The sequence below is a fragment of the Aliarcobacter lanthieri genome (assembly GCF_013201625.1).
GTDB lineage: Bacteria > Campylobacterota > Campylobacteria > Campylobacterales > Arcobacteraceae > Aliarcobacter > Aliarcobacter lanthieri.
Map to the genome: position 1 here is coordinate 622,939 of NZ_CP053839.1, position 21,692 is coordinate 644,630.

The 21,692-nt window shown below is 26.0% G+C and carries 23 protein-coding genes and 1 pseudogene; 11 read left to right on the plus strand and 13 right to left on the minus strand.

The genetic code is table 11. The features are described from left to right. Together ALANTH_RS03105 and ALANTH_RS03110 are read left to right on the plus strand one after the other, a co-directional pair. The gene (locus tag ALANTH_RS03105; protein WP_026807466.1) at window positions 1-561 is read left to right on the plus strand and encodes a rhomboid family intramembrane serine protease; all 561 of its coding nucleotides are present in this window, start codon (window positions 1-3) and stop codon (window positions 559-561) included. Next, window positions 558-1,001 carry a low molecular weight protein-tyrosine-phosphatase gene (locus ALANTH_RS03110; protein ID WP_026807467.1) on the plus strand — a complete coding sequence of 148 codons (444 nt, stop codon included), beginning with the start codon at window positions 558-560 and terminating at the stop codon, window positions 999-1,001. The genes ALANTH_RS03105 and ALANTH_RS03110 overlap by 4 nt, the downstream gene beginning before the upstream one ends. Before the next feature lie 47 nt (window positions 1,002-1,048). Here ALANTH_RS03110 and ALANTH_RS03115 read toward each other — a convergent pair whose 3' ends face one another. Then, window positions 1,049-2,587 (minus strand): methyl-accepting chemotaxis protein, encoded by a 1,539-nt coding sequence (locus ALANTH_RS03115; RefSeq protein WP_026807468.1) that lies wholly within the window; start codon window positions 2,585-2,587, stop codon window positions 1,049-1,051. A gap of 92 nt (window positions 2,588-2,679) precedes the next feature. Beyond that, entirely contained in the window at window positions 2,680-3,228 is a 549-nt protein-coding gene (locus ALANTH_RS03120; protein WP_026807469.1) for a YceI family protein, read from the minus strand. A 260-nt stretch (window positions 3,229-3,488) separates the two neighbouring features. On the opposite strand from ALANTH_RS03120, the gene ALANTH_RS03125 reads away from it, so the two are divergent. The 4 genes and pseudogenes from ALANTH_RS03125 to ALANTH_RS03140 all read left to right on the plus strand — a co-directional run bounded on the left by ALANTH_RS03125 (window position 3,489) and on the right by ALANTH_RS03140 (window position 6,404). Further along, entirely contained in the window at window positions 3,489-3,866 is a 378-nt protein-coding gene (locus ALANTH_RS03125; RefSeq protein WP_051488684.1) for a PAS domain-containing protein, read from the plus strand. A 711-nt stretch (window positions 3,867-4,577) separates the two neighbouring features. Then, window positions 4,578-5,132, plus strand: a pseudogene (locus ALANTH_RS11525) (methyl-accepting chemotaxis protein); the annotation flags it as partial. A gap of 49 nt (window positions 5,133-5,181) precedes the next feature. Next, a complete protein-coding gene (locus tag ALANTH_RS03135; RefSeq protein ID WP_026803397.1) occupies window positions 5,182-5,406 on the plus strand; it encodes a DUF2798 domain-containing protein in 225 nt (74 codons plus the stop codon). 125 nt (window positions 5,407-5,531) lie between these two features. After that, window positions 5,532-6,404: a DMT family transporter gene (locus ALANTH_RS03140; protein ID WP_026807470.1), complete on the plus strand. Its 873-nt coding sequence runs from the start codon at window positions 5,532-5,534 to the stop codon at window positions 6,402-6,404. On the opposite strand, the gene ALANTH_RS03145 is transcribed toward ALANTH_RS03140, so the two are convergent. From ALANTH_RS03145 to sufB, 8 genes are all read right to left on the minus strand, one after another. Continuing rightward, on the minus strand, window positions 6,401-7,324 hold the full coding sequence (locus tag ALANTH_RS03145) for an AEC family transporter (protein ID WP_026807471.1): 924 nt from the start codon (window positions 7,322-7,324) through the stop codon (window positions 6,401-6,403). The genes ALANTH_RS03140 and ALANTH_RS03145 overlap by 4 nt on opposite strands. Before the next feature lie 85 nt (window positions 7,325-7,409). Further along, window positions 7,410-8,861, minus strand: a complete 1,452-nt coding sequence (locus ALANTH_RS03150) for an acetyl-CoA carboxylase biotin carboxylase subunit (RefSeq protein WP_026803400.1) — start codon at window positions 8,859-8,861, stop codon at window positions 7,410-7,412. A gap of 174 nt (window positions 8,862-9,035) precedes the next feature. After that, window positions 9,036-9,383, minus strand: a complete 348-nt coding sequence (locus tag ALANTH_RS03155; RefSeq protein WP_026803401.1) for a metal-sulfur cluster assembly factor — start codon at window positions 9,381-9,383, stop codon at window positions 9,036-9,038. A 9-nt stretch (window positions 9,384-9,392) separates the two neighbouring features. Then, window positions 9,393-9,800 carry a SufE family protein gene (locus tag ALANTH_RS03160; RefSeq protein WP_026803402.1) on the minus strand — a complete coding sequence of 136 codons (408 nt, stop codon included), beginning with the start codon at window positions 9,798-9,800 and terminating at the stop codon, window positions 9,393-9,395. 1 nt (window position 9,801) lies between these two features. Beyond that, window positions 9,802-11,031 (minus strand): aminotransferase class V-fold PLP-dependent enzyme, encoded by a 1,230-nt coding sequence (locus ALANTH_RS03165; RefSeq protein WP_228282876.1) that lies wholly within the window; start codon window positions 11,029-11,031, stop codon window positions 9,802-9,804. Then, on the minus strand, window positions 10,979-12,010 hold the full coding sequence (locus ALANTH_RS03170) for a SufD family Fe-S cluster assembly protein (protein WP_026807473.1): 1,032 nt from the start codon (window positions 12,008-12,010) through the stop codon (window positions 10,979-10,981). The genes ALANTH_RS03165 and ALANTH_RS03170 overlap by 53 nt, the downstream gene beginning before the upstream one ends. Next, window positions 11,997-12,764, minus strand: a complete 768-nt coding sequence (gene sufC / locus ALANTH_RS03175; protein WP_026803405.1) for a Fe-S cluster assembly ATPase SufC — start codon at window positions 12,762-12,764, stop codon at window positions 11,997-11,999. Before sufC ends, ALANTH_RS03170 begins: the two co-directional genes overlap by 14 nt. A gap of 2 nt (window positions 12,765-12,766) precedes the next feature. After that, window positions 12,767-14,203 carry a Fe-S cluster assembly protein SufB gene (gene sufB / locus ALANTH_RS03180; protein WP_026807474.1) on the minus strand — a complete coding sequence of 479 codons (1,437 nt, stop codon included), beginning with the start codon at window positions 14,201-14,203 and terminating at the stop codon, window positions 12,767-12,769. Between the two features lie 224 nt (window positions 14,204-14,427). Between sufB and ALANTH_RS03185 the strand changes: the two genes are divergently transcribed. Together ALANTH_RS03185 and ALANTH_RS03190 are read left to right on the plus strand one after the other, a co-directional pair. Further along, on the plus strand, window positions 14,428-15,375 hold the full coding sequence (locus ALANTH_RS03185; protein WP_026807475.1) for an iron-sulfur cluster assembly scaffold protein NifU: 948 nt from the start codon (window positions 14,428-14,430) through the stop codon (window positions 15,373-15,375). Between the two features lie 58 nt (window positions 15,376-15,433). Beyond that, a complete protein-coding gene (locus ALANTH_RS03190) occupies window positions 15,434-16,057 on the plus strand; it encodes a CBS domain-containing protein (protein WP_026803408.1) in 624 nt (207 codons plus the stop codon). Window positions 16,058-16,067: 10 nt separating this feature from the next. Here ALANTH_RS03190 and ALANTH_RS03195 read toward each other — a convergent pair whose 3' ends face one another. After that, window positions 16,068-17,315 (minus strand): GGDEF domain-containing protein, encoded by a 1,248-nt coding sequence (locus ALANTH_RS03195; RefSeq protein WP_026803409.1) that lies wholly within the window; start codon window positions 17,313-17,315, stop codon window positions 16,068-16,070. Window positions 17,316-17,402: 87 nt separating this feature from the next. On the opposite strand from ALANTH_RS03195, the gene argH reads away from it, so the two are divergent. Further along, window positions 17,403-18,794, plus strand: a complete 1,392-nt coding sequence (gene argH, locus ALANTH_RS03200) for an argininosuccinate lyase (protein ID WP_026807476.1) — start codon at window positions 17,403-17,405, stop codon at window positions 18,792-18,794. A gap of 32 nt (window positions 18,795-18,826) precedes the next feature. Here the strand turns inward: argH and ALANTH_RS03205 are convergent, their stop codons facing one another. Both ALANTH_RS03205 and ALANTH_RS03210 read right to left on the minus strand, forming a co-directional pair. After that, entirely contained in the window at window positions 18,827-19,732 is a 906-nt protein-coding gene (locus ALANTH_RS03205; protein ID WP_026803411.1) for a chemotaxis protein CheV, read from the minus strand. 41 nt (window positions 19,733-19,773) lie between these two features. Then, window positions 19,774-20,442: a ThiF family adenylyltransferase gene (locus tag ALANTH_RS03210; protein WP_026807477.1), complete on the minus strand. Its 669-nt coding sequence runs from the start codon at window positions 20,440-20,442 to the stop codon at window positions 19,774-19,776. 61 nt (window positions 20,443-20,503) lie between these two features. Here ALANTH_RS03210 and greA point away from each other — a divergent pair, with 61 nt between their 5' ends. Next, window positions 20,504-20,989 carry a transcription elongation factor GreA gene (gene greA, locus ALANTH_RS03215; RefSeq protein ID WP_026803413.1) on the plus strand — a complete coding sequence of 162 codons (486 nt, stop codon included), beginning with the start codon at window positions 20,504-20,506 and terminating at the stop codon, window positions 20,987-20,989. 1 nt (window position 20,990) lies between these two features. Further along, window positions 20,991-21,686, plus strand: coding sequence for a UDP-2,3-diacylglucosamine diphosphatase (locus ALANTH_RS03220; RefSeq protein WP_026807478.1), 696 nt, complete (start codon window positions 20,991-20,993; stop codon window positions 21,684-21,686). The last annotated feature ends 6 nt before the right edge of the window (window positions 21,687-21,692 follow it).

Genomic DNA, 21,692 nt, shown 5'->3' on the forward strand with positions numbered 1-21,692 from the left:
ATGAAATTTTCAAAAAAAGATTTCACTGCTACAAATGTGATTATTTTTATCACAGTTGTGGCTTATATAATTCAAATAAATGTTTCTCAAGGGAATCTTTTATTTGGTTTAAATCTATACTTTTTAATTGGTGGATTTTACTGGCAACCACTTACTTCAATGTTTTCACATGGAGGAATAGCACACTTAGGTATGAATATGTTTGTTTTATGGCAATTTGGAAATTTAATAGAACAAGCTCGAGGTAAAAAAAGATTTATAACTTTATATTTAGTTACTGGTATTTTGACTTCGCTTTTATCTTTTTTATATATTTTTTATATAGATATTCAAGTAAATTTAGTTGGAGCAAGTGGTGCTATATGTGCTATTTTAGGCTATATTGCATATTTTGATAAAAGACAAAGAAGCGGGATTATAACTTGGATTTTACTTATTTCTGTTGCTCCACTTCTAATAGGACTTCCAATAGCTTGGTATGCTCATTTTATAGGGCTTGCTATAGGATTTATTTATGCAATTATTGAAAAAAGATTTTTTCCATTAGTAGTTTATAGATGAGTAAATCAATACTTTTTGTATGTTTAGGAAACATTTGTCGTTCTCCTTTAGCTCATGGAATCGCACAAGATTATATAAATAAAAATAAACTTGATATTATTGTAGATAGTGCAGGAACAGGCTCTTGGCATATAGGTGAAGCTCCTTGTGAAAATTCTATAAAAGTAGCACATTTAAATGGTGTTAATATATCAAAACAAAGAGCAAGACAAGTAAAAAAAGATGATTTTAAAAACTTTGATTTTATTGTAGCTCTTGATGATAATAACTTAAGAGATTTAAAAAATTTAGGATATGCAAATCCTTTAAAACTTGGTGATTATGGATATGAAGGAGATTGTGTCCCAGATCCATATTATTTTAAAAATTTTGAAGATTTCAAAAATGTTTACTCAATGATTGAAAAGTGTGTAATAAATCTAATAAAAGTTACCATTTAGAAAATTACATACAAAATAAGCAATTAAAAATACAAAAAGTACTTATATTAATTAAGTACTTTTAATGTATCAATAAGTCTATTTGAAACTTCTATTAGCTCATTTGAATTATCTTTTGTTTTTTCAGCTTCTTTATCTGTGCTACTTGCACTATTTGAAACTCTTACCATATTATTTGTAATTTGATTTAGAGTTTGGCTTGTTTCTAAAGCTGTACTAGCTAATTCATTTGAGATTGTTTTTTGTTCACTCATTGAACTTGATATTTGAAATGACATAGAGCTTATTTCATCAACTTTACTATCAATATTATGTATAGAATCAAGAGAATTTCTTACTAAAGATTGTATAAATCCAATAGCAGATGTTATATCTTTTGCAGCATCATTTGATCTAGAAGCAAGATTTCTTACTTCTCCTGCAACAACAGCAAAACCTTTTCCAGCTTCTCCCGCAGTTGCTGCTTCTACTGCTGCATTTAAACTTAATATATTTGTTTGAAATGCAATTTGTGTGATAACATTTATTGTATCACCAATTTTGATTGATTCTTCATTTAGTCTATTCATAGCTATAGTAGTTTCATTTGATTGATTTTTTAATTCTGAAATTACTTTTTCACTTTCTGAAGTTGTATTAAAAATATTTGTAATTGAAGATAACATAATTTCTATTTTATTTGATAATTCTTGAACTGCTTGATTTAATTCTTCAATTGAAACAGTTACCTCTTGAGAGCCTTCCATAGTTATTTTTGCTTCATGTACCATTGTTAAAGAAGCATTTTTTAAATGTTGTAGAGATTTAGTAAGTTCTTCAATCTCTTTTCCTATACTAAACATTGTAGTTTTCTTCAAAGTTATATCTGTAGCATATTGTACAACCTTAAAAGGATCACCATCTAAATCTAAAATAGGATTATAGCTTCCTTGTATCCAAACTTGTTGCCTATTTTTTGTAATTCGTAGATATTCATTGGCATCATATTCTCCACGATTTAATTTCTTCCAGAATTCTTGATATTCATTTGATGTTTTATATTTCTCATCACAAAATGTACTATGATTTTTACCAATAATTTCTTCAAGTGAATAACCAAAAATATCTAGGAAATTTTTATTTGCATTTAAAACTGTACCTTGCATATCAAATTCTATAACAGCTTGAGATTTATTTATAGCATTTACTTGTCCAAGGTAGAACAAATCTTTTAATCTCTTTTCTGTAATATTTTGTGCTAGTTTCATAACTTGATAAACTTTTCCACTATCATCAGCAATTGGCATATATGATGCTCTTAAAAATACAGCATCACCATCTTTTTTTATTCTTTTAAATTCAGAAGTTATAGATTTACCTCTATTTAAAATATCCCAAGCCTCTTTGTATTGATTACTTTCAACAAATTTCTTATCACAAAACATACTATGATGTTTTCCTACAATCTCATTTAAAGTATAACCCATTGTATCTAAGAAGATTTTATTTGCCTTTATAACAGTTCCATCATTTTTAAATACGATAGAAGCGTAATTTTGGTCAATAACTTTGAGTTGAAGTTTATCTTCTTTATTTGAAAAAAACATAAAATCTCCTAAAATAAAAATATAGAAGATTTTACCTATTATAGTTTTAAATTATAATTATTTTTTAAAATAGCCTTAAAAAGGCTATTTTATTATTTGAAAGGTATTGTAAATTCAATATTTACATCTGAATAAGATACATTTTCATGTAATGCACCACAAATTTTAGTAAATGCTTCATAAGATTTTTTCATATCAAAATCTAAAATATCTATAACTCCTTTTGCTACTATACTTTCATCATTTATTTCATAAGTCATTGTAGTAGATTTCTTTATACCATTCATAATAACATCTAAAATTAGTGTTTTATTTTTTTCATCTACACTAGATATTTCTCCTTCTATAAAATTTGCAGAAGCTAGAGAAAATAGTGTAGAAGTAATATTAGAATTTCTTGTTGGATCATTTGATTCTAATGAATTAGACTCTATTTTTACTTTTGAACTTTTTAAAAACTCAGATAAATTATCTGATTTTTTAATATCAAAATTTATTTTATTAAATGTTCCAGAAACACCAACTTTTGAAGCTAATTTATATCCAGTCCATTTTACAATTAAATTTCCATTTAATTCGTAAGCATTAAGGCTTGAGATTAAACCAAAAGCCAAAAGTGATAGTAAAATTTTATTTTTCATATACTCTCCTTTTTTATATGTAGATAAATAAATCTTTATTAAGATTAAAATTATTCTATCTAATAATTATTAAAATAATATAACTTTTTATATAACCTAATTTAATTTTTAAAATAAGTTTGTTATATGAAATTATTTATTTTTTATCGAAATATTAGAAATTAAAATAATGATTTTTTATTAATAAAGTACCTATAAAATTGTATTTATTTAGATACAATTTGTAGTGATAACTAAAATAAATTGAAAAGGAGGGGAGAATGTCAAAAGAAACAACATTTAGTAAAGAAATAATAATTGTGACTGAAACAGATGAAAAAGGAATTATTATTTTTGCAAATGATGATTTTTGTAAAGTATCAGGGTATTTGTTATGTGAATTGGTAGGAAAACCTCATAATTTAGTAAGACATGAAGATATGCCTAAAGAAGTTTTTAGGAATTTATGGGAAACCATCAAAAGTGGAAAAATTTGGAAAGGAATAGTAAAAAACAAAACTAAAGATGGTGGATTTTATTGGGTAAATGCAACTGTTTACTCATCTCAAAATGTAAATGGAGAATTAAGATATATTTCTGTTAGAGTAAAGCCAACACAAGAAGAAATATTAAATGCTACAAAATTATATTTGAAATAGAAGGGAGCTATAATGTTTTTTGATAATAAAAATAAAGATGTTTTACAACTATTAAATAAAATAGAGGCATATTTAAAGAATGAGATAAATTTTTTAAATATAGATGATTTTGAATGCAAGGGCTATAATAAAGAAATAAAAGATAAATTAGATTCAATATGTAATATTTTGAATCAAAGAAATGATGATGAATTATTAATTTATGGTGAAATTATGCTTATTTCTGAAAAAATTGAAAAAGGTATAATTGGAGATAAAATTTTTCATACAAATACTTCAAATATAAAACTAAATTATATAGCAAAAACTATAAACAGTTTAGTTGAAACACTTCATAACTATATAGATCAAATTATTGGTATCTTATGTGAATATAGTAAATATAACTATTTAGATTCCCTAAACATTGATTTAGTAAATAATGATTTTAAAAAGTTATTTGTTGGAATAAATACTTTAAGGCAGACAATAACAGATATGTTGATTGAAAATAAATCAAATGGCCTTATTTTAGAAAGTAATTCTAAAATTTTATTAGATAATGTAGATATACTAAATTTATCTTCAAGTCAAGCTGCAACAAGACTTGAAGAAACAGCTGCAGCTTTAGATGAGATAACTTCTCATGTTAGAAGTAATACAGATAATATCTTACAAATGTGGTCTTTATCAGAAAATGTTAAAAAATCATCAAATGATGGTGAAGAATTAGCAAATGAAACTGTTTTATCTATGGAAGAGATAAATACTCAGGTAATATTAGTTAATGAAGCAATAAGTGTAATTGATAATATTGCTTTTCAAACAAATATATTGAGTTTAAATGCAGCAGTAGAAGCAGCAACTGCTGGTGAAAGTGGAAAAGGATTTGCTGTTGTAGCACAAGAAGTAAGAAATCTAGCAACTAGAAGTGCTGATGCTGCAAAAAGAATAAAGAGTATAGTTGAAAATGCAACACAAAAAGCACATAAAGGTAGAACTATAGCCAATAATATGATTGTAGGTTATAAAGAACTAAATGATAGTTTATTCAAAACTATAAATTTAATAGAAGAAATTCAAAGTGTTTCAAAAGAGCAGCTTTTAAGAATAGAGCAAATAAATGATTCTATTAATAGATTGGATGAACAAACACAGCAAAATGCTAGTGTTGCTTCACAATCTCATAGTGTAGCATTAAAAACAGATTCTATTTCAAAATTAATTGTAAAAAATGCGAATACAAAGGAGTTTGAAGGAAAAGATAATATTCATGTAAATGTATAATTAATATAGAATCTAATATAATCCCTGTTTTATAGCGATAAGGATATAAATGATAGATAAAAAATATGAAAAATATGTTTTTGCTATTTTAATGGGGAGTATTATGAGTTTTATAATGAGCTTTATAATATCTTTTATTAATTTAGGATTTATTGATGGTTTTTTTCTAAAATGGATGGAAGCATTTTTTAAAGCCGCTGTTTGTGCTATCCCAATTATTTCTATTGTTGCCCCAAGAGTTAAAAAAATTGTTGAAAAAATAATAAGAGATTAAATTAATATAATCTTTCTTCTTTACAAATATCTTATCTCAAAAAAAGAATACGGAATTATTTAATAAATATTGAAATATTATAAATTAACTATATATTGTATAATACTTTAAAAATTAGGAAATATATGAAAAATCTTAGTTTTGATATAAAATTAATAGCTTTAATTTCTATAGTTTTACTATTTTTTGCTTCAAATTCAGTTTTAGCTAGAATGGCTATATCTACACAAAATATTGATGCTTTTTCTTTTACCTTTTTACGAATAGTCTCAGCAATGTTAGTACTTTTTGTAATATTCTTTTATAAAAATAAGAATTTAAAAATATCTCTTAAAACAAACTATCTAAGTGGTTTTATGTTTTTTTTATATGCAATTTGTTTTTCATATTCATATATAAATATGCTTGCAGGTGTTGGAACTTTGATTTTATTTGCTGTTGTTCAGCTAACTATGATTATTTTAGCTCTATTTTTTAATGAAAAACTAACTCTTAATAAAATTATTGGAATAACGATAGCCTTTGGAGGACTTGTATATCTTTTATATCCAAAAAGTGATTTTACTATCTCATATTTTCATACTTTTTTGATGTTTTTATCTGGGTTTGGTTGGGCAGTTTTTAGTGTTCTTGGAAAGAAATCAAAAAATACAACTTTAAATGCAACAGATAGTTTTTTTAAAGCTACTATTTTTACTATAATTTTTGCTATTTTTTATATAGTTTTTATTGGGAATGATTTTAAACTAGATTTTGTTACATCTATTATGGCTATAACTTCAGGTTCAATAACAACTGCTTTTGGAGTATTCCTTTGGTATACAATTTTACCAAGAATTGAGATTGTAACTGCAAGTATAGTTCAATTAATAGTACCAATAATGGCAATATTTTTAAGTATTATATTTCTTGGTGAAAGTCTTACTTTTGAGCTTTTATTTTCAACTATTAATATACTTGTAGGAATTTTTATAGCTTTGTACAAAAAAACAAATTAATTCATATAAAGATATAAAATTAATGGAATATAAAATAGTGAAATAACAGTTGAAATAAACAAAGCTATACTCATCATTTGTGGTTTTACATTTAACAAAGTAGCAACTGTTACAGTATTTCCCGCAAGTGGAACAATAGAAAATAAAAACATAACAGTATATAAACCATCATTTAAGAAGTGAATATAAGTTTTATCTATAAAAATAAAAGCAAGAACTACAGCAGGCCACAAAATAAATTTTATAAACATTGCATAAGATATAAATTTTATATCAAAAGAACCATTTGTTCTTATGTGTTCAAGTCCCATTCCAACTATCATCATACCAAAAACAGTATAAGCACCTTTTAAATATTCGTTGTAGTTTTCAAAAACTTCTGGTAATTTTATCTCTAGTAAATTACAAATAATTCCTAAAATAAATGCATATAAAACTGGAAGTTTTAACATTTTTAAAAGACTTTGTTTTGCACTAAAATTTCCTTTTGCAGTTATATAGTATCCAACAGAGTTTTGATATAAAAGTGAAGCTAAAACAGTGAATATAAAAACATCAACCATACTTGGTTCTAAAAATAAAATAGCTAAAGGAATTCCTATATTTCCAGTATTTCCAGTTGAGGTGCTAAAAGCTAGTAAATTTGCAGTATTATCGCTATAAACTCTTTTGAAATATGCTAAAAGTAAAAAGCTTAAAATAGAACTAAATAAAAAGAAAAATATTGGTAAAAAAAGTATTGAAGCACTTAAATTTACATTTAAAGCTGCATTAAAAATAATTAGTGGAGATAAAAGATAAAGTAGAATTTTTGCTACAGTTTCTTTATCACATTTTAAAATATATGTACTTAGAAACCCTAAAATAATACTTATATATAAAGGGATTATTTTCCCTAAAAGAGTAAAAAATATTGACACAAAATAGCCTTAGATAAATTTTTTTATAAGTATATATTATAAAGGCTTTAATTTAGTGGTTTATTACACTAAGAACTTTTAGTTCTTAGTGTCTTGTAGCAATTTTTTTAGAGTTAATAGTATCTATTAGTTTTTTAAGATTTTCAATTTTTCCTTCTTCTTCTTGAATGTTATCTTGGCTGTTTAAAGTAAAAATATCCATTTTTGTGTCAAGATAGTTTGTAGTAAATTTTCCATCTTTAAAATCTTGATCTCTTACAATTTCTCTATGTAGAGGAATATTTGTAGGGAAACCTTCAATATAGAATTCATCTAAAGCTCTTTTTGCTTTTTTTACACAACCTTCCCAATCAATAGCCCAAACTATCAGTTTTCCTACCATTGAATCATAATTTGGTGGAACTTTATATCCAGTGTACAGTGCTGAATCAAGTCTTACACCAGGTCCTCCTGGAGTTAAGTATTTATTTACAGTTCCAACTGATGGCATAAATCCTTTTAGAGGATTTTCAGCATTTATTCTAAATTCTATAGAGTAACCTCTAAAGTTAATCTCTTCTTGTAAGAATATCATCTTATCACCTTCAGCAATTTGAATCATTCTTTGAATAATATCAACCCCAGTGATAGTTTCAGTTACTGGATGCTCAACTTGAACTCTAGTATTCATTTCAATAAAATAGATATTGTCATCTGGATCTAGTAAGAATTCAACTGTTCCAACACTTTCATATCCCAGTTTGAACATAGCTTTTGTTGCAATTCTATAAAGCTCTTTTCTTGCTTCATTGTTTAGTCTTGGAGATGGAGCAATTTCGATAACTTTTTGGTGTCTTCTTTGAATAGAACAATCTCTTTCACCTAAGTGTAAAACATTTCCATATTTATCAGCAATAATTTGTATCTCAATATGTCTAGGATTTTCAACATATTTTTCTATAAATGTTTCTCCTCTACCAAAGTATTTTAAAGCTTCATTTGAAGCACTTTCGTATAATTCTTTAAAATCTTTTTCTTCTCTAACTATTCTCATACCTCTTCCACCACCACCAAATGCAGCTTTGATGATAACAGGGAACCCAATTTCTTTTGCAATTTTAGAAGCTTCAGCTGGGTCACTAATTGGCTCATCTGTTCCTTCAAGTACAGGTACTCCAACTTTTTTCATAGCTACTTTTGAAGCCATTTTATCTCCAAAAAGTTCTATGTGTTCTGGTTTTGGTCCAATAAAAATAATACCATTCTCTTCACAAGCTCTAGCAAAATCAGCATTTTCACTTAGAAATCCATATCCAGGGTGAATAGCATCACAATCAGATTTTTTAGCTATAGAAATAATTTTTTCATAATCTAAATATGCTTGTACAACATCTCCCATAATTGGGTAACATTCATCAGCTTTTCTTACCCAAACACCTTCAATATCAACCTCAGAAAAAATTGCAACACTTTTTATATCAAGCTCTTTACAAGCTCTAATAATTCTTAATGCAATCTCTCCTCTATTTGCAATAAGCACTTTTTGAATCTTTTTCATAATTTTAGCCTTTTCAAAAATTTTATATATGATTGTAGAGTTTTTTTTTGATTAAATCTTCTTAATTTTTGTTAATTAAATTGTTAGAAATTGCTAATTTTGTTTTGTAGAATAGAAGATTTATAGATAAAATTAAAGATAAATCTTCTAAATTTTTTGCTTAATAATAAAAGATTAAAAAGTTATTGCAGCTCCACTTGCTCCCATAATTTCTTTTGCATCTTCACTCATCATAGTTGGTTCCCAGATAGGTTCAAATACTAAGTTTACTTTTGCTTCATCTATTTCATCAACAGCAATTGCTACATATCTTACTTGTTCAATTAAGCTATCAGCAACAGGACAAGAGGGGCTAGTAAGTGTCATATCTATTTCACAAAATAAATAGTTTTCTCTCTCTTCAAGTTCTATTTTATAAATAAGTCCTAAATTATAAATATCAACTGGAATTTCAGGGTCATAAACTTTTTTTAAATTTTCTATAACTCTCTCTTTTATTTCATCTTTATTAAAAATTGCCATAAATTTCCTTTAAGAGTTTAATGCATACTCTTTTATTTTTTTTATCATTCCAATAACTCCACTTTGTCTATTTGGAGTTATAACTTCACTTAAATTCAACTCTCTTATAATATCCATATCAACTTCTTTTAACTCTGCTATAGTAGAATTTGAAAAAATATCTAAAATAATATATACTAAACCTTTTACAATAATAGCATCACTTGTGCCATAAAAAAATAGTTTATCATCTTTTTTTTCACATATTAACCAAACTTGAGAAGTACAACCATGAACTATATTTTGTGGAGTCTTATTTTTATCATCAAAAGGTGGAAGTTTTTTCCCTAAATCTATAATATATTCATATTTTGCTAATTCATCATCAAAAAAATCTAAATCTTCTTTAATATCTTCTACTCTTTGTTTGATACTCATATCAATCCTTTAACATACTTAAAGCTTTTTTTAAAGCTATTATTAATTTATCAATATCCTCTTTTTCATTATAAAAAGATATAGAAACTCTTACTGTTCCTTTTATTCCTAGTTTTTTCATAATTGGTTGAGTACAGTGATGTCCTACTCTTACAGCAATTCCCATTTTATCAATAAGGATTCCTATATCATCATGAATTATTCCTTTGAAGTTAAAACTTCTACTTCCACAACAATTTTCCAAATCATTGTAAAATTCAATATCTGGAAGTTTTTTTAACTCTTCATCTAGATATGAGAAAAGTTCATGCTCTTTTTTTTGTATTGTTTCATAACCAATATTTGATATATAGTTTAAAGCATATTTAAATCCTATAATCCCAGCTATATTTTGAGTTCCAGCTTCAAATTTGAAAGGAGCATCGAGAAGTGTAGATTTTTCATAGCTAACTTCATGTATTGTAGCTCCTCCTGTTTGATAAGGTTTTACTTCTTTTAAAAACTTATCTTTTATATAAATTGCTCCAACTCCTGTTGGTGCTAAAGTTTTATGACCAGAAATAGCAAAAAAATCAACATCAAGTTTTTGAACATCAATTTTTGTATGAGCCAGACTTTGTGCTCCATCAATCATTACAACAGCATTGTAAGAGTGAGCAAGTTTTATAATATTTTCTATATCATGAATTTTTCCAAAAGAGTTTGAAATATGAGTAATACTTACAAAAGAGTTTGGATTTGCTTTTAAAAGTTCTTCAAAATGGTTCATATCGAAGTTTAAGTTGCTATCACAATTTACAACTTCAAGTCCAGCACCTAAAGTTCTTCCTTGTATGTGCCAAGGTACAATATTTGCATGGTGTTCTAAACTTGAGATAATAACTGTTTTAAAATCTGCTGCAAAAGAAGAAACTATAAAATTAATACTTTCAGTAACACCTTTTGTAAAGATAATCTCCTCTTTTTTATTAGCATTTATAAACTTTTGTAAAGTTTTTCTTGCATCTTCAAACTCTTGTGTAGCTTTATTTGCATCACCAAAATTACTTCTATGAGTATTTGAACAATATTTTGTATAAAAATCAACTGTTGCATCAACTACACTTTGTGGTTTTTGTGTTGTTGCTGCACTATCCAAATATATAGTTTTTGAGTTTTGAAAATATGGAAAATCTTTTTTATACATAGTTCTCTCTTTTATAGTTATCAATGAATTCTTTAATTTTTTCATTTTTTAAATTATTTTTAATAGAACTTTCAAATGCAACTAAAAGCATATCATAAGCTTTTTCTTTTGGGATACCTCTTGCACAAAGATATAAAAGTTGTTCTTTATTTAGTGTACCAGTTGTTGTTCCATGACTAGCTTCAAGCTCATCAATATAAATTTCTAAATGTGGTTGAGCAAAAATAGTTGCATCATCACTTAATAAAATTGAGTTACAGTTTTGGAAAGCTTTTGAATATAGTGCTTCTTGATTTACAATAGATTTTATTTTTACAACAGCTCTTGAATTGTCTTTTAAACTATTTTTATAGTTTATATTACTTCTTGAACTTTTGTTATTGTGTACAGTTTTTACCAAAGTTGAAGAATTTGCTTTATCTTCTAATTTTAGTAAACCATTTAATTCATAGTTTACTTCTTGTGAATTTATTGTATTTTCAAAACTATTTACTATAAATCCATCTCCAAATTCAAAATTTGTAAGTTCTACATTTGAGTTATCATCTTGAGAAGTTTTTAAAGAAAATATTATAGAGTTTTGAGAAACTATATCTTGAACTTTTACATATTCTAAATGTGCATTTTTACCTATAATTAAACTTCTATTTACAAAAAATGAAGAATTTGTTGATTTTGAATTGAAAACTTCAATAATTTGTGCTTTTATACCATCTTTTAATTCAATTTCTAAAGAGTTTGTAAAAGCTGTTTCATCTTCATTTAAAGTATGAATTAAGATAATTGGCTCTTTTGTATCTTCATTGATAGTTAAAACTTTTTGATTTTTATCTAAATTTTTTGTAATATCAAATAAAATACTATCATAAGAATTTTCATCTTTTTTTGATTTTAAGTCAAGACTAAAAGTAGATGTTTTAATATTTTTAAAATCATAAGAAAAAAGTGAAGAGAAGTCTATTTTTAAAAACTCTTCATCTCTTTTTTGTGGTAGTTTTAAATCTTTAAAATTAATTACTTGCATTATTTATTCCTAATGCCTCAAAACCTTTCTCATCTAGTTCTAAAGCTAAACTATAATCTCCAGTTTTAGCAATCTTTCCATCACTTAAAATATGTACAAAATCAGGTTTAATAAGTTCTAGAAGTCTATCATAGTGAGTAATCATTAAAATAGAACGCTTACCATCAAGCATAGAGTTTATTACATTTGCTACGATTTTTATTGCATCTACATCTAGTCCACTATCTATTTCATCAAGCATTATTAAATCAGGTTGAAGCATCAAAAGTTGGATTAATTCATTTCTTTTCTTCTCTCCACCACTAAAACCATCATTTAAATCTCTTTGTAAAAGTTTTCTATCTATATCAAATTTTGAAGTTTCTTCTTTTACAAGTTTTAAAAATTGCATAGCATCAAGTTCTTCTTCACCTTTGTAAGTTCTCTTTGCATTTAAAGCTGTTCTTAAAAAATAGCTATTGTTTACTCCAGCAACTTCAACAGGACTTTGGAAACTCATGAAAATACCTTCATTAGCTCTTGTTGAAACATCCATTTCTAATAAATCTTTATTTTTAAATGTTACTTTTCCACCTATTACTTCACAGTCATAATGAGCTGCTAATGTTTTAACTAAAGTAGATTTTCCAGCACCATTTACTCCCATTAAAGCATGAACTTCTCCAGGTTTTATATCTAGGTTTAAACCTTTTAAAATATTATTATTATTTATACTAACTTTTAAATCTTCAATTTTTAATAAACTATTACTCATAATTAACCTACACTTCCTTCTAATGAAATATTTAATAACTCTTTTGCTTCTGCTGCAAACTCCATTGGTAACTCTTTTAAAACTTCTTTACAAAAACCATTTACAATCATGGCTATTGCATCTTCTTCATCAATCCCTCTTTGGTTTAAGTAAAATAGTTGTTCATCAGATATTTTTGATGTTGTTGCTTCATGCTCTATATTTGCACTACTATTTCTTATCTCATGATAAGGATAAGTATGTGCTTGACATTTGTGTCCTATTAAAAGTGAATCACATTCAGATATATTTCTAGCATTGTCTGCATTTTTTCCAACTCGTACTAATCCTCTATAAGCATTTACACCTTTCATAGCTGAAATACCTTTTGAGATAATCGTTGATTTTGTATTTTTACCTAGATGTATCATTTTTGTACCAGTATCAGCTTGCTGAGCTTTTGAAGTAATAGCAACAGAGTAAAATTCTCCTACACTATTATCTCCTTGTAGTACACAAGATGGATATTTCCAAGTAATTGAAGAACCAGTTTCAACTTGTGTCCAAGAGATTTTAGAGTTTTCTCCTTTACATAATCCTCTTTTTGTTACAAAGTTTAAAATTCCACCTTTTCCTTCTTCATCACCAGGAAACCAATTTTGAATAGTAGAGTACTTTATATGTCCATTTTTTAATGCACATAATTCAACAACTGCTGCATGTAGCTGTCTTTCATCTCTTGAAGGAGCAGAACAGCCTTCATTATATGAAACATAGCTTCCTTCATCACATATTATTAGTGTTCTTTCAAATTGACCTGTATTTAAAGCATTTATTCTAAAATAAGTTGATAATTCCATTGGGCATCTAGTATTTGGTGGAATATATACAAAACTTCCATCTGTAAAAACTGCACTATTTAAACATGCAAAATAGTTGTCTGAAACTGGAACTGCACTTGCTAAATATGTTTTCACTAAATCTGGAAATCTATGCGCTGCTTCACTTATAGAGCAAAATATAATTCCTAATTTTTCAAGCTCTTCTTGATAAGTTGTTTTTACTGAAACAGAGTCAAATACAGCATCTACTGCAACTCCAGCTAACATTTTTTGTTCTTCTAGTGGAATCCCTAGTTTTTCATAAGTTTTTAAAATCTCTGGATCAACTTCATCTAAAGAATTTAAAGCTCTTTTAGGTGCTGAAAAGTATGCATAATCTTGGTAATCTATTTTTGGGAATTTAAGATTTGTCCAAGTAGGCTCTTCCATAGTTAACCATTTTTTATAAGCTTTTAATCTAAAGTCTAAAAGCCATTGTGGTTCTTCTTTTTTTGCACTTATCGCCCGTATAACATCTTCATTTAAACCTTTTTCGAATGTATCACTTTGAACTAAAGTTTCAAATCCCAGTTTATAATCTTTGTTTAAAATGTCATGTATTTGTTGATTATCACTCATGACTTCTCCGTAAAATTTATTTGATTTTTAAATAGGACAGAATTTATCCTGTTTGAATAATATCAAAATAAGTATATAATGTAAAGGCATAAATCTAAATAAAGCGATTTTATTGCTATGCAAATATTAGTATAAGTCCTATTCTTACGAAGTTTATAATTAAGATAAAATTTATCCTATATTGAATAAAATACAGAAAAAATTTATTATATAATGGAAGTTTAATGAAAGAAAATAGTCAAAATGAATATTCAAATAAAATTTTAGAAAGAATTGATGAACCCAAAAATTTAGGTGTAATTACAAAAGAGAAAGCAAAAGAGTTCAATTTAAAATTATTAATTGCAGATTATGAATCAAATGCTGGAGATAGTATAAGACTTTATTGGGCTGTTGATAAACAAAGCAATATTATTATGGATGCAAAATTTCAATCTTTTGGTAGTGGTATTATAATAGCTTTGAATGATATGATGACAGAATTATGTATTGGAAAAACAGTTGAAAAAGCTTCAAAAATTACAAAAACAGATGTAGAATTTGCCTTGAGAGATAGACCAGAAATGCCTGCAATGAATATCCAAGAATTATATGATAAGACTTTGAATTTTGTAGTTATTAAAAAAATTGCATTATCTAATGAAGAATTTGATGTTAGCTCTTTTGATGATGATTACTTAGTTTGTGAGTGTGCAAGAGTTAATTTAGAAGATATTAAAATTGCCATAAAGCAATTTGATTTAAAAACTATTGAAGATATAGGAGAAATTACAAAAGCAGGAATTTTCTGTAAATCATGTCAAAAAGAGGGTGGTTTAGAAGAAAAAGAGATTTATCTAAGTGATATTTTAGAATATACTAGAAAAGAGATAGATGAACAAAAAGAAAAAGCTCAAGAGAGAAGTCAAATAGATTTTGAAAGTTTATCAAAAGAAGAAAAATTAAAACTTATTGATGAAGTTTTAGATGAAGATGTACGACCAATGCTTGTTATGGACGGTGGAAATATGGAAATTTTAGATTTGGTTGATTCAAAACCACACTATGATTTATATATTAGGTATTTAGGTGCATGTAGTGGATGTAGTTCAGGAAGTATGGGAACCCTTTATGCTATAGAATCAATTTTACAAGATAAAGTATTTGTTGATTTAAGAGTTTTACCTATATAAAAAATAGTTTTTTGAAATTATTTTGGTACAATAGGTAAAATAAAGAGAGGTTATTTTTATGTTTGCTATTTACAATAATGGAACAGTAGGCTTTAGAAGTACAACAGATAATTTATATGAATTAAAAAATATTGATGAAGCAGAAAGTGTTAGATTTGAACCTAAAGAGGGATTGATTCAAGATTTTTCTAGTGAACTAAATAAAAATCAAAAAAATGAATTTTTAAATTCTTATAAAAAAATTGCATCTTTAGATAACTTAGAACCAGTTTATAAAATAAAAGATATTATGACAAAAGATGTTATGTATGCTACTACAAATTTCACTATTGCAGAATTATATGAATTTATAAAAGATAAAGGTGTTTCTCAAATTCCAATAACAGCTTTTGGTAAAAAAATTATTGGAATTATAAATAAAAAAATTATTCTAACTTTAATAATGAATAATATAGATGATATAGAATCTGTATTAAAAAGAAAAATAGAAGATGTTTATTTACCAGAAGTTCTAACAGCAGACCCTGAATCAGATGTAAGACATGTTGTTAAAGTAATGTTGGATTTAAAAATTGATGCTATACCTATTGTTGATGAAAATGATATTTTAGTAGGGATTGTATCTAAAACTGATATTTTAAAAGCTGTTGCAAATTTACCAAAATTGCAGTTATGGTCTTAAGAGATATAGTTTAAACTATATCTCCTGAATCAAAAATAGTCATATTTCTACCAGATTTTTTTGCTTGATAAAGTAATTCATCAGCTTTTAATTGAGCTTCTCCTATTGAATTATAATTACTTCTAAAAGTAACTCCTGCAGAGAAAGTTATATTTATCTTATTATCTTTATATATGAAGGTACTATTTAAAAAAGCGTTTTTTACTCTTTTTATGTACCTTTTAATTTCTATTCTATCTCTAAAATTAACTAAAGCAACAAATTCCTCTCCACCATATCTTGCAACAACATCTTCTTTTCTTGTAAGATCTTTTAAAATAGTAGCAAATGATTTTAATATTTCATCTCCACAAATATGACCAAAACTATCATTTATTCTTTTAAAATGGTCTATATCAAAAAATACAATAGCAAAATTTGTATCAAAAATAAAATATTGTTTTTCCATTTTTTTTGCTTCATTATCATAAGCTCTTCTATTTAAAATACCAGTTAAAAAGTCAAAAAGGTATTCTTCTTTAGCAACTTTTAATTCTTTTTCTAACTCTTCTATTTGTTTTTGCAAAAGTTTAAATTTATCAATACTTGAAGCTAAAGCTTTATTATTTTCTGATAAAGAATTTTCTAATTTATAGATTGTATCAATTAATTTTTTCTGAACAAGAATAAGCTCTCTTTTAGAGTAATCTGAAATATCTAATTTTACTAAATCTTCTTTTATTCTTTTTATTTCTTCATTTGAACTATCACTATCTGAAAGTGTTTTATCATAGTATCTACTAATCAAAGATGTTAGTTTTATAATATCATTTGTTTTCTCTTTTAAAACTCTTCTATCTGCTTCTACTCTTTTATGTGCAAATTCTTTAATCTTTTTTATAGATTCTTTTGAAGTTATATTTTTTGGATTTCTAAAGCATGATAAAATAAAATCTTCAATCTCTTCTTTTAATTCGAAATTAACAGAAGGTGCTAATAAATCACTAAATGTACTTATTAAAGATTTTAATTCTTCATTTGTAGCTCTTTTTGATAAAATTTTTATAATTTGGAATATTGATTCCCCATCTAATACTTTTTTTTCATCATTTGTTAAATTCTTTAGCGCATCATTTATTATTTTTATATCGTCAAATTGATTATTAAAGACTTTTGCTTGGGCTACAAACTCTAAAAAATAATTTTCAGGTGTTGTTGGAAGTTTTTTATCTTTTAAACTAGATAAAGTATTTTTTGTAATTTCTTTTATATTTTTCATTTTATATTATTCTCAAAAATTTATATAATCAACTATTATACCACTTATGTTATAATATAAACTTAATAATTTTATAGGAAAAACTAAATGTCAAAAGAAAATAATCAGATTTTAAAAAATACTAATGCAAAGTTATTAGATGAGTTTAATGCTTCAATAATGTTTGATAAAGAACTATATTCACAAGATATCAAAGGTTCAATAGCTCACTCTAAAATGTTAGCTTTACAAGGTATTATAAATATTGATGAACAAAAAGTAATAGAAGAAGGATTGTTAAAAGTAAAAGATGAGATTGAAAAAGGTGATTTTAAATTTTCACTTGAATATGAAGATATACATATGGCAGTTGAAAATAGATTAACTGAAATTGTAGGAGATGCAGGAAAGAAACTACATACAGCAAGAAGTAGAAATGATCAAGTTTGTACAGATTTTACTCTTTATGTTCAAGAAAAAACAAAATCTATTCAAAATCAAATAAAAGAATTAATATTAACTTTAACAAACATTGCTTCAAAACATACAACAACTTTAATGCCAGGAATGACTCATTTACAACATGCGCAACCTATAAATTTTGGTTATCATATTATGGCTTATGCAAATATGTTTAAAAGAGATTTTGAAAGATTTGCTTCTTCTTATGAAAGAAACAATTACTCTCCACTTGGAAGTGCTGCACTTGCTGGAACTCCACATAAAATTGATAGATTTAAAACATCTGAATTTTTAGGTTTCACTGCTCCAACTTCAAATGCAATGGATAGTGTTTCAAATAGAGATTTCGCTTTAGAAATTTTATTTAATATTGCTACAACAATGATGCATATTAGTAGAATTTCTGAAGAACTAATTTTATGGTCATCTTATGAGTTTAGATTTGTAAGAATGAGTGATGAGTATGCAACAACAAGTTCTATTATGCCACAAAAGAAAAATCCTGATGTTCCAGAATTACTTAGAGGGAAAACAGGTCGTGTTTATGGAAATCTAATCTCTTTATTAACTGTTATGAAATCATTACCATTAGCTTATAATAAAGATACACAAGAAGATAAAGAAGGAGTTTTTGATTCTGTTTCTACTATTGAAATATCACTTAGCATTTTAAATGAAGTTATTAAAACTATGATTGTTAATGTTGAAAATATGGAAACTGCTTGTAAAATAGGTCATTTAACAGCAACAGATTTAGCAGATTATTTAGTTCAAAAACAAAATATGCCATTTCGTACAGCTTATTACCTTACAAAAGAAGTAGTAGAAAAAGCAAATAGTTTAAATAAAGATATAAGTCAATTAAATATAGAAGAGATTAGAAACTCATCAAAAGAATTAGAAAATATTGATGAAGAAATAGTTTCATATTTGGATTTGAAAAATTCTATGAATAGTAGAAACTCTTATGGAGGAACATCAACAAAACAGACTGAAGTTCAAATAGAAAATATTAAAAATTGGCTTGAAAGTATTTGAAAATAGTAAAAGCTAAATTTTATAGCTTTTACTTAATTAAGAAATTTTTTTGTTAGATTATATAAAGTTGAGATATCAGTTTTACCTACAAATCCATCTATTCCTATTCTATCCATTTTCCCTTTTACAGCATCTGTTGTCATAGATGAGTTCACAATTACTGGAACATGAGAATATTTGTTACTATTTTTTATAAAAGAGGCAACTTGATATCCATCAGTTCCTGGCATTTCAATATCTGTTACAACAAGTCCTATTTCTTCTGGGCTTAGCTCTTCTAATCTACTTAATAGTAATCCCCCATTTTGGTATATTTCAAAGTTAGCACCAGCTTCTTGAAAAAATTTTGTTAAAACTTCTCTTGCTACTGCTGAATCTTCAGCTGCTAAGATTTTTTTAGAAGAATTGATTTTAGATTCAACATATTTTTTAACATCATCTTCTCCATCATTTGTCCAGTGAATATCTCTTAAAAGTTGCTCTGCATTAAATACTGTACATAGCTCATCTTTATTATTAACTTTTACATAAGTTGTATAAGTAATTTTTGAGTTTGTTTCTTCTGTATTTCTTAATTCTTGAGTAGTTTTTTCAACAATATCAAGCATATCTTTTACTAAAAAACCTATTTTTTTGTGGTTAAATTCACAAAAAATTATAAGCTTATATTCACTTGTTTCAAGAGGTTTAAGACCAAGCCAAGCATCAAGATTAACTAAAGTTACAGGTTCCCCTCTGATTGTTGCAATTCCTGATATAATATTTGTATCTTTAGGAGTGTCATTAATCACAACTTCTTCAGTTATTATAAAAGCTTTTACTTTTGCAATGTTTATTGCGTAAATATTATTATGACCAGTGTAAAATACTGCTAATTGCTGAACATTTCGTAAATGTCCTTGTGTCATTTGTTCAACACTACCACCAATACCGCTCATGTAAATCCTTTTTTGTGTAAAGTAAATTATTATATATATTTTTAACTTTGACTATCTTTAACCAAATTTAATTTTTTAACTATTTTTTGTACTGTAATTGAAGCCATCATCAAGCCAAAAGAAGCCGTTACTCCTTCAAAACTACCTTTTTCAACACATAAAGGAACTTCTGATGAAAAAATCACTTTAAACTTCTTTTTAAATCCTTGTTTTTTTAACTCTTCTCTTACTTTTTTAATAAATTTATCGTTATAAGTTTCCCAAATTGATTTATATTCAAGTTTTGTTGCATCTATTCTTTTTGCTCCTCCACTTGTACTAATTATTTTTGTAAAATGTTTTTTTATTAAGTGAACTTTTGGTGTTACATCATCAATTGCATCTAAAATATAATCATACGGAGAAAAATCAAAGTTATCAATCCATTCAGGTGTTACTTTTACACAAATAGGTGTTACTTTTGGATACTTTTCTTTTAAAACTTCAACTTTTACTCTTCCTATATTGCCATGGCTTCCTAATTGTCTATTCATATTTGAAGGTTCATATTTATCAAAATCAACTATTGTAATATCTGTAATTCCAGTATTATAAAGTGCATCAAGTGCAAAACTTCCTATTCCACCAACACCAAAAAGTATTATTTTAGTATTTTGAAATTTTTCAAATGCTTCATCCCCAAAAAGCTTTAATGTTCTATCATATTGCATATTTAAATCTTCTTTACTAATTTTTCGGTATTATATCACAAAAATATTTATTGGAGAGGTTATGGATAAAGAGCCAATGACACTTGCGGGGTACAATAAAGTTACTCAAGATTTGGATTTTTTAAAAAGTGTTGAACGACCAGAAACGGTAATAGCACTAGATGAAGCTAGGCAATTAGGCGATTTAAAAGAAAATGCAGAGTATCACTCAGCAAAAGAAAAATTAAAATTAATAGATGTTCAAATAGCTGAATTGAGTGATACAATATCAAAAGCTGTTATTGTTGATCCATCTGTATTACCACATGATAGAGTGAGTTTTGGATCTACGATTAATCTTGTTGATGTAGATAGTGATGAAGAATTTACTTATACTATAGTTGGTGGTGTTGAATCAAATGTAGAAAAAGGATTTATCTCTTTTAACTCTCCTTTAGCAAAGCAACTTATGGGAAAAGTTGAAGGTGATGAATTTAGTGCAAGCTTACCTGGAGGAACTAAAACTTTTGAAGTTTTAAAAGTATATTATAAAGAGTTAGAGCTATAAATTGAACACAAGTTTAAAAGAAGAGGCTATATTTATAGCCGATTCTCACTACAATAAAAAAAATCAAGAGTTTTTATACTTACTAGAAAGAATTGAAAAAGATGATTTTTTTACTTCTCAAATTTTTTTAATGGGAGATAATTTTGATTTTTTATCTGTTGAATCAAAGTATTTCGTAGAACAAAATTATGAAGTTATAGATAGATTGAATCAGTTATCTTTAAAAAAAGAGATTATATATTTAGAAGGTAATCATGATTTTAACTTACAAAAACTATTTCCTAATATTAAAGTAATAAAAAGAGAAGACCAACCTTTTTTCATAAAATATAAAAACAATATTATAGCCTTATCTCATGGGGATAATTTTATAAATTGGAAGTATGAATTATTTTGTAAAATTATAAGGAATAGTTTTTTACTTTGGTTCTTAAATTTTATAGATATAAAATTTTTTATATCAAAAAAAATTGAACAAGTATTACTAAAAAAAAATATTTGTCATAAAATCTCAAATTTTGAAAAGATTGCTAAAAAAAGATTGAAAAATTATAATAGTAATATTATCATTGAAGGACACTATCATCAAGGAAGTAGTTTTAATTTTGAAAATAAAGAGTATATAAATGTACCATCTTTATGTTGTCAAAAAAGTTTTATAAGATTTAAAGATAATCAATTTATAGAAGAAAAATAAGGAATA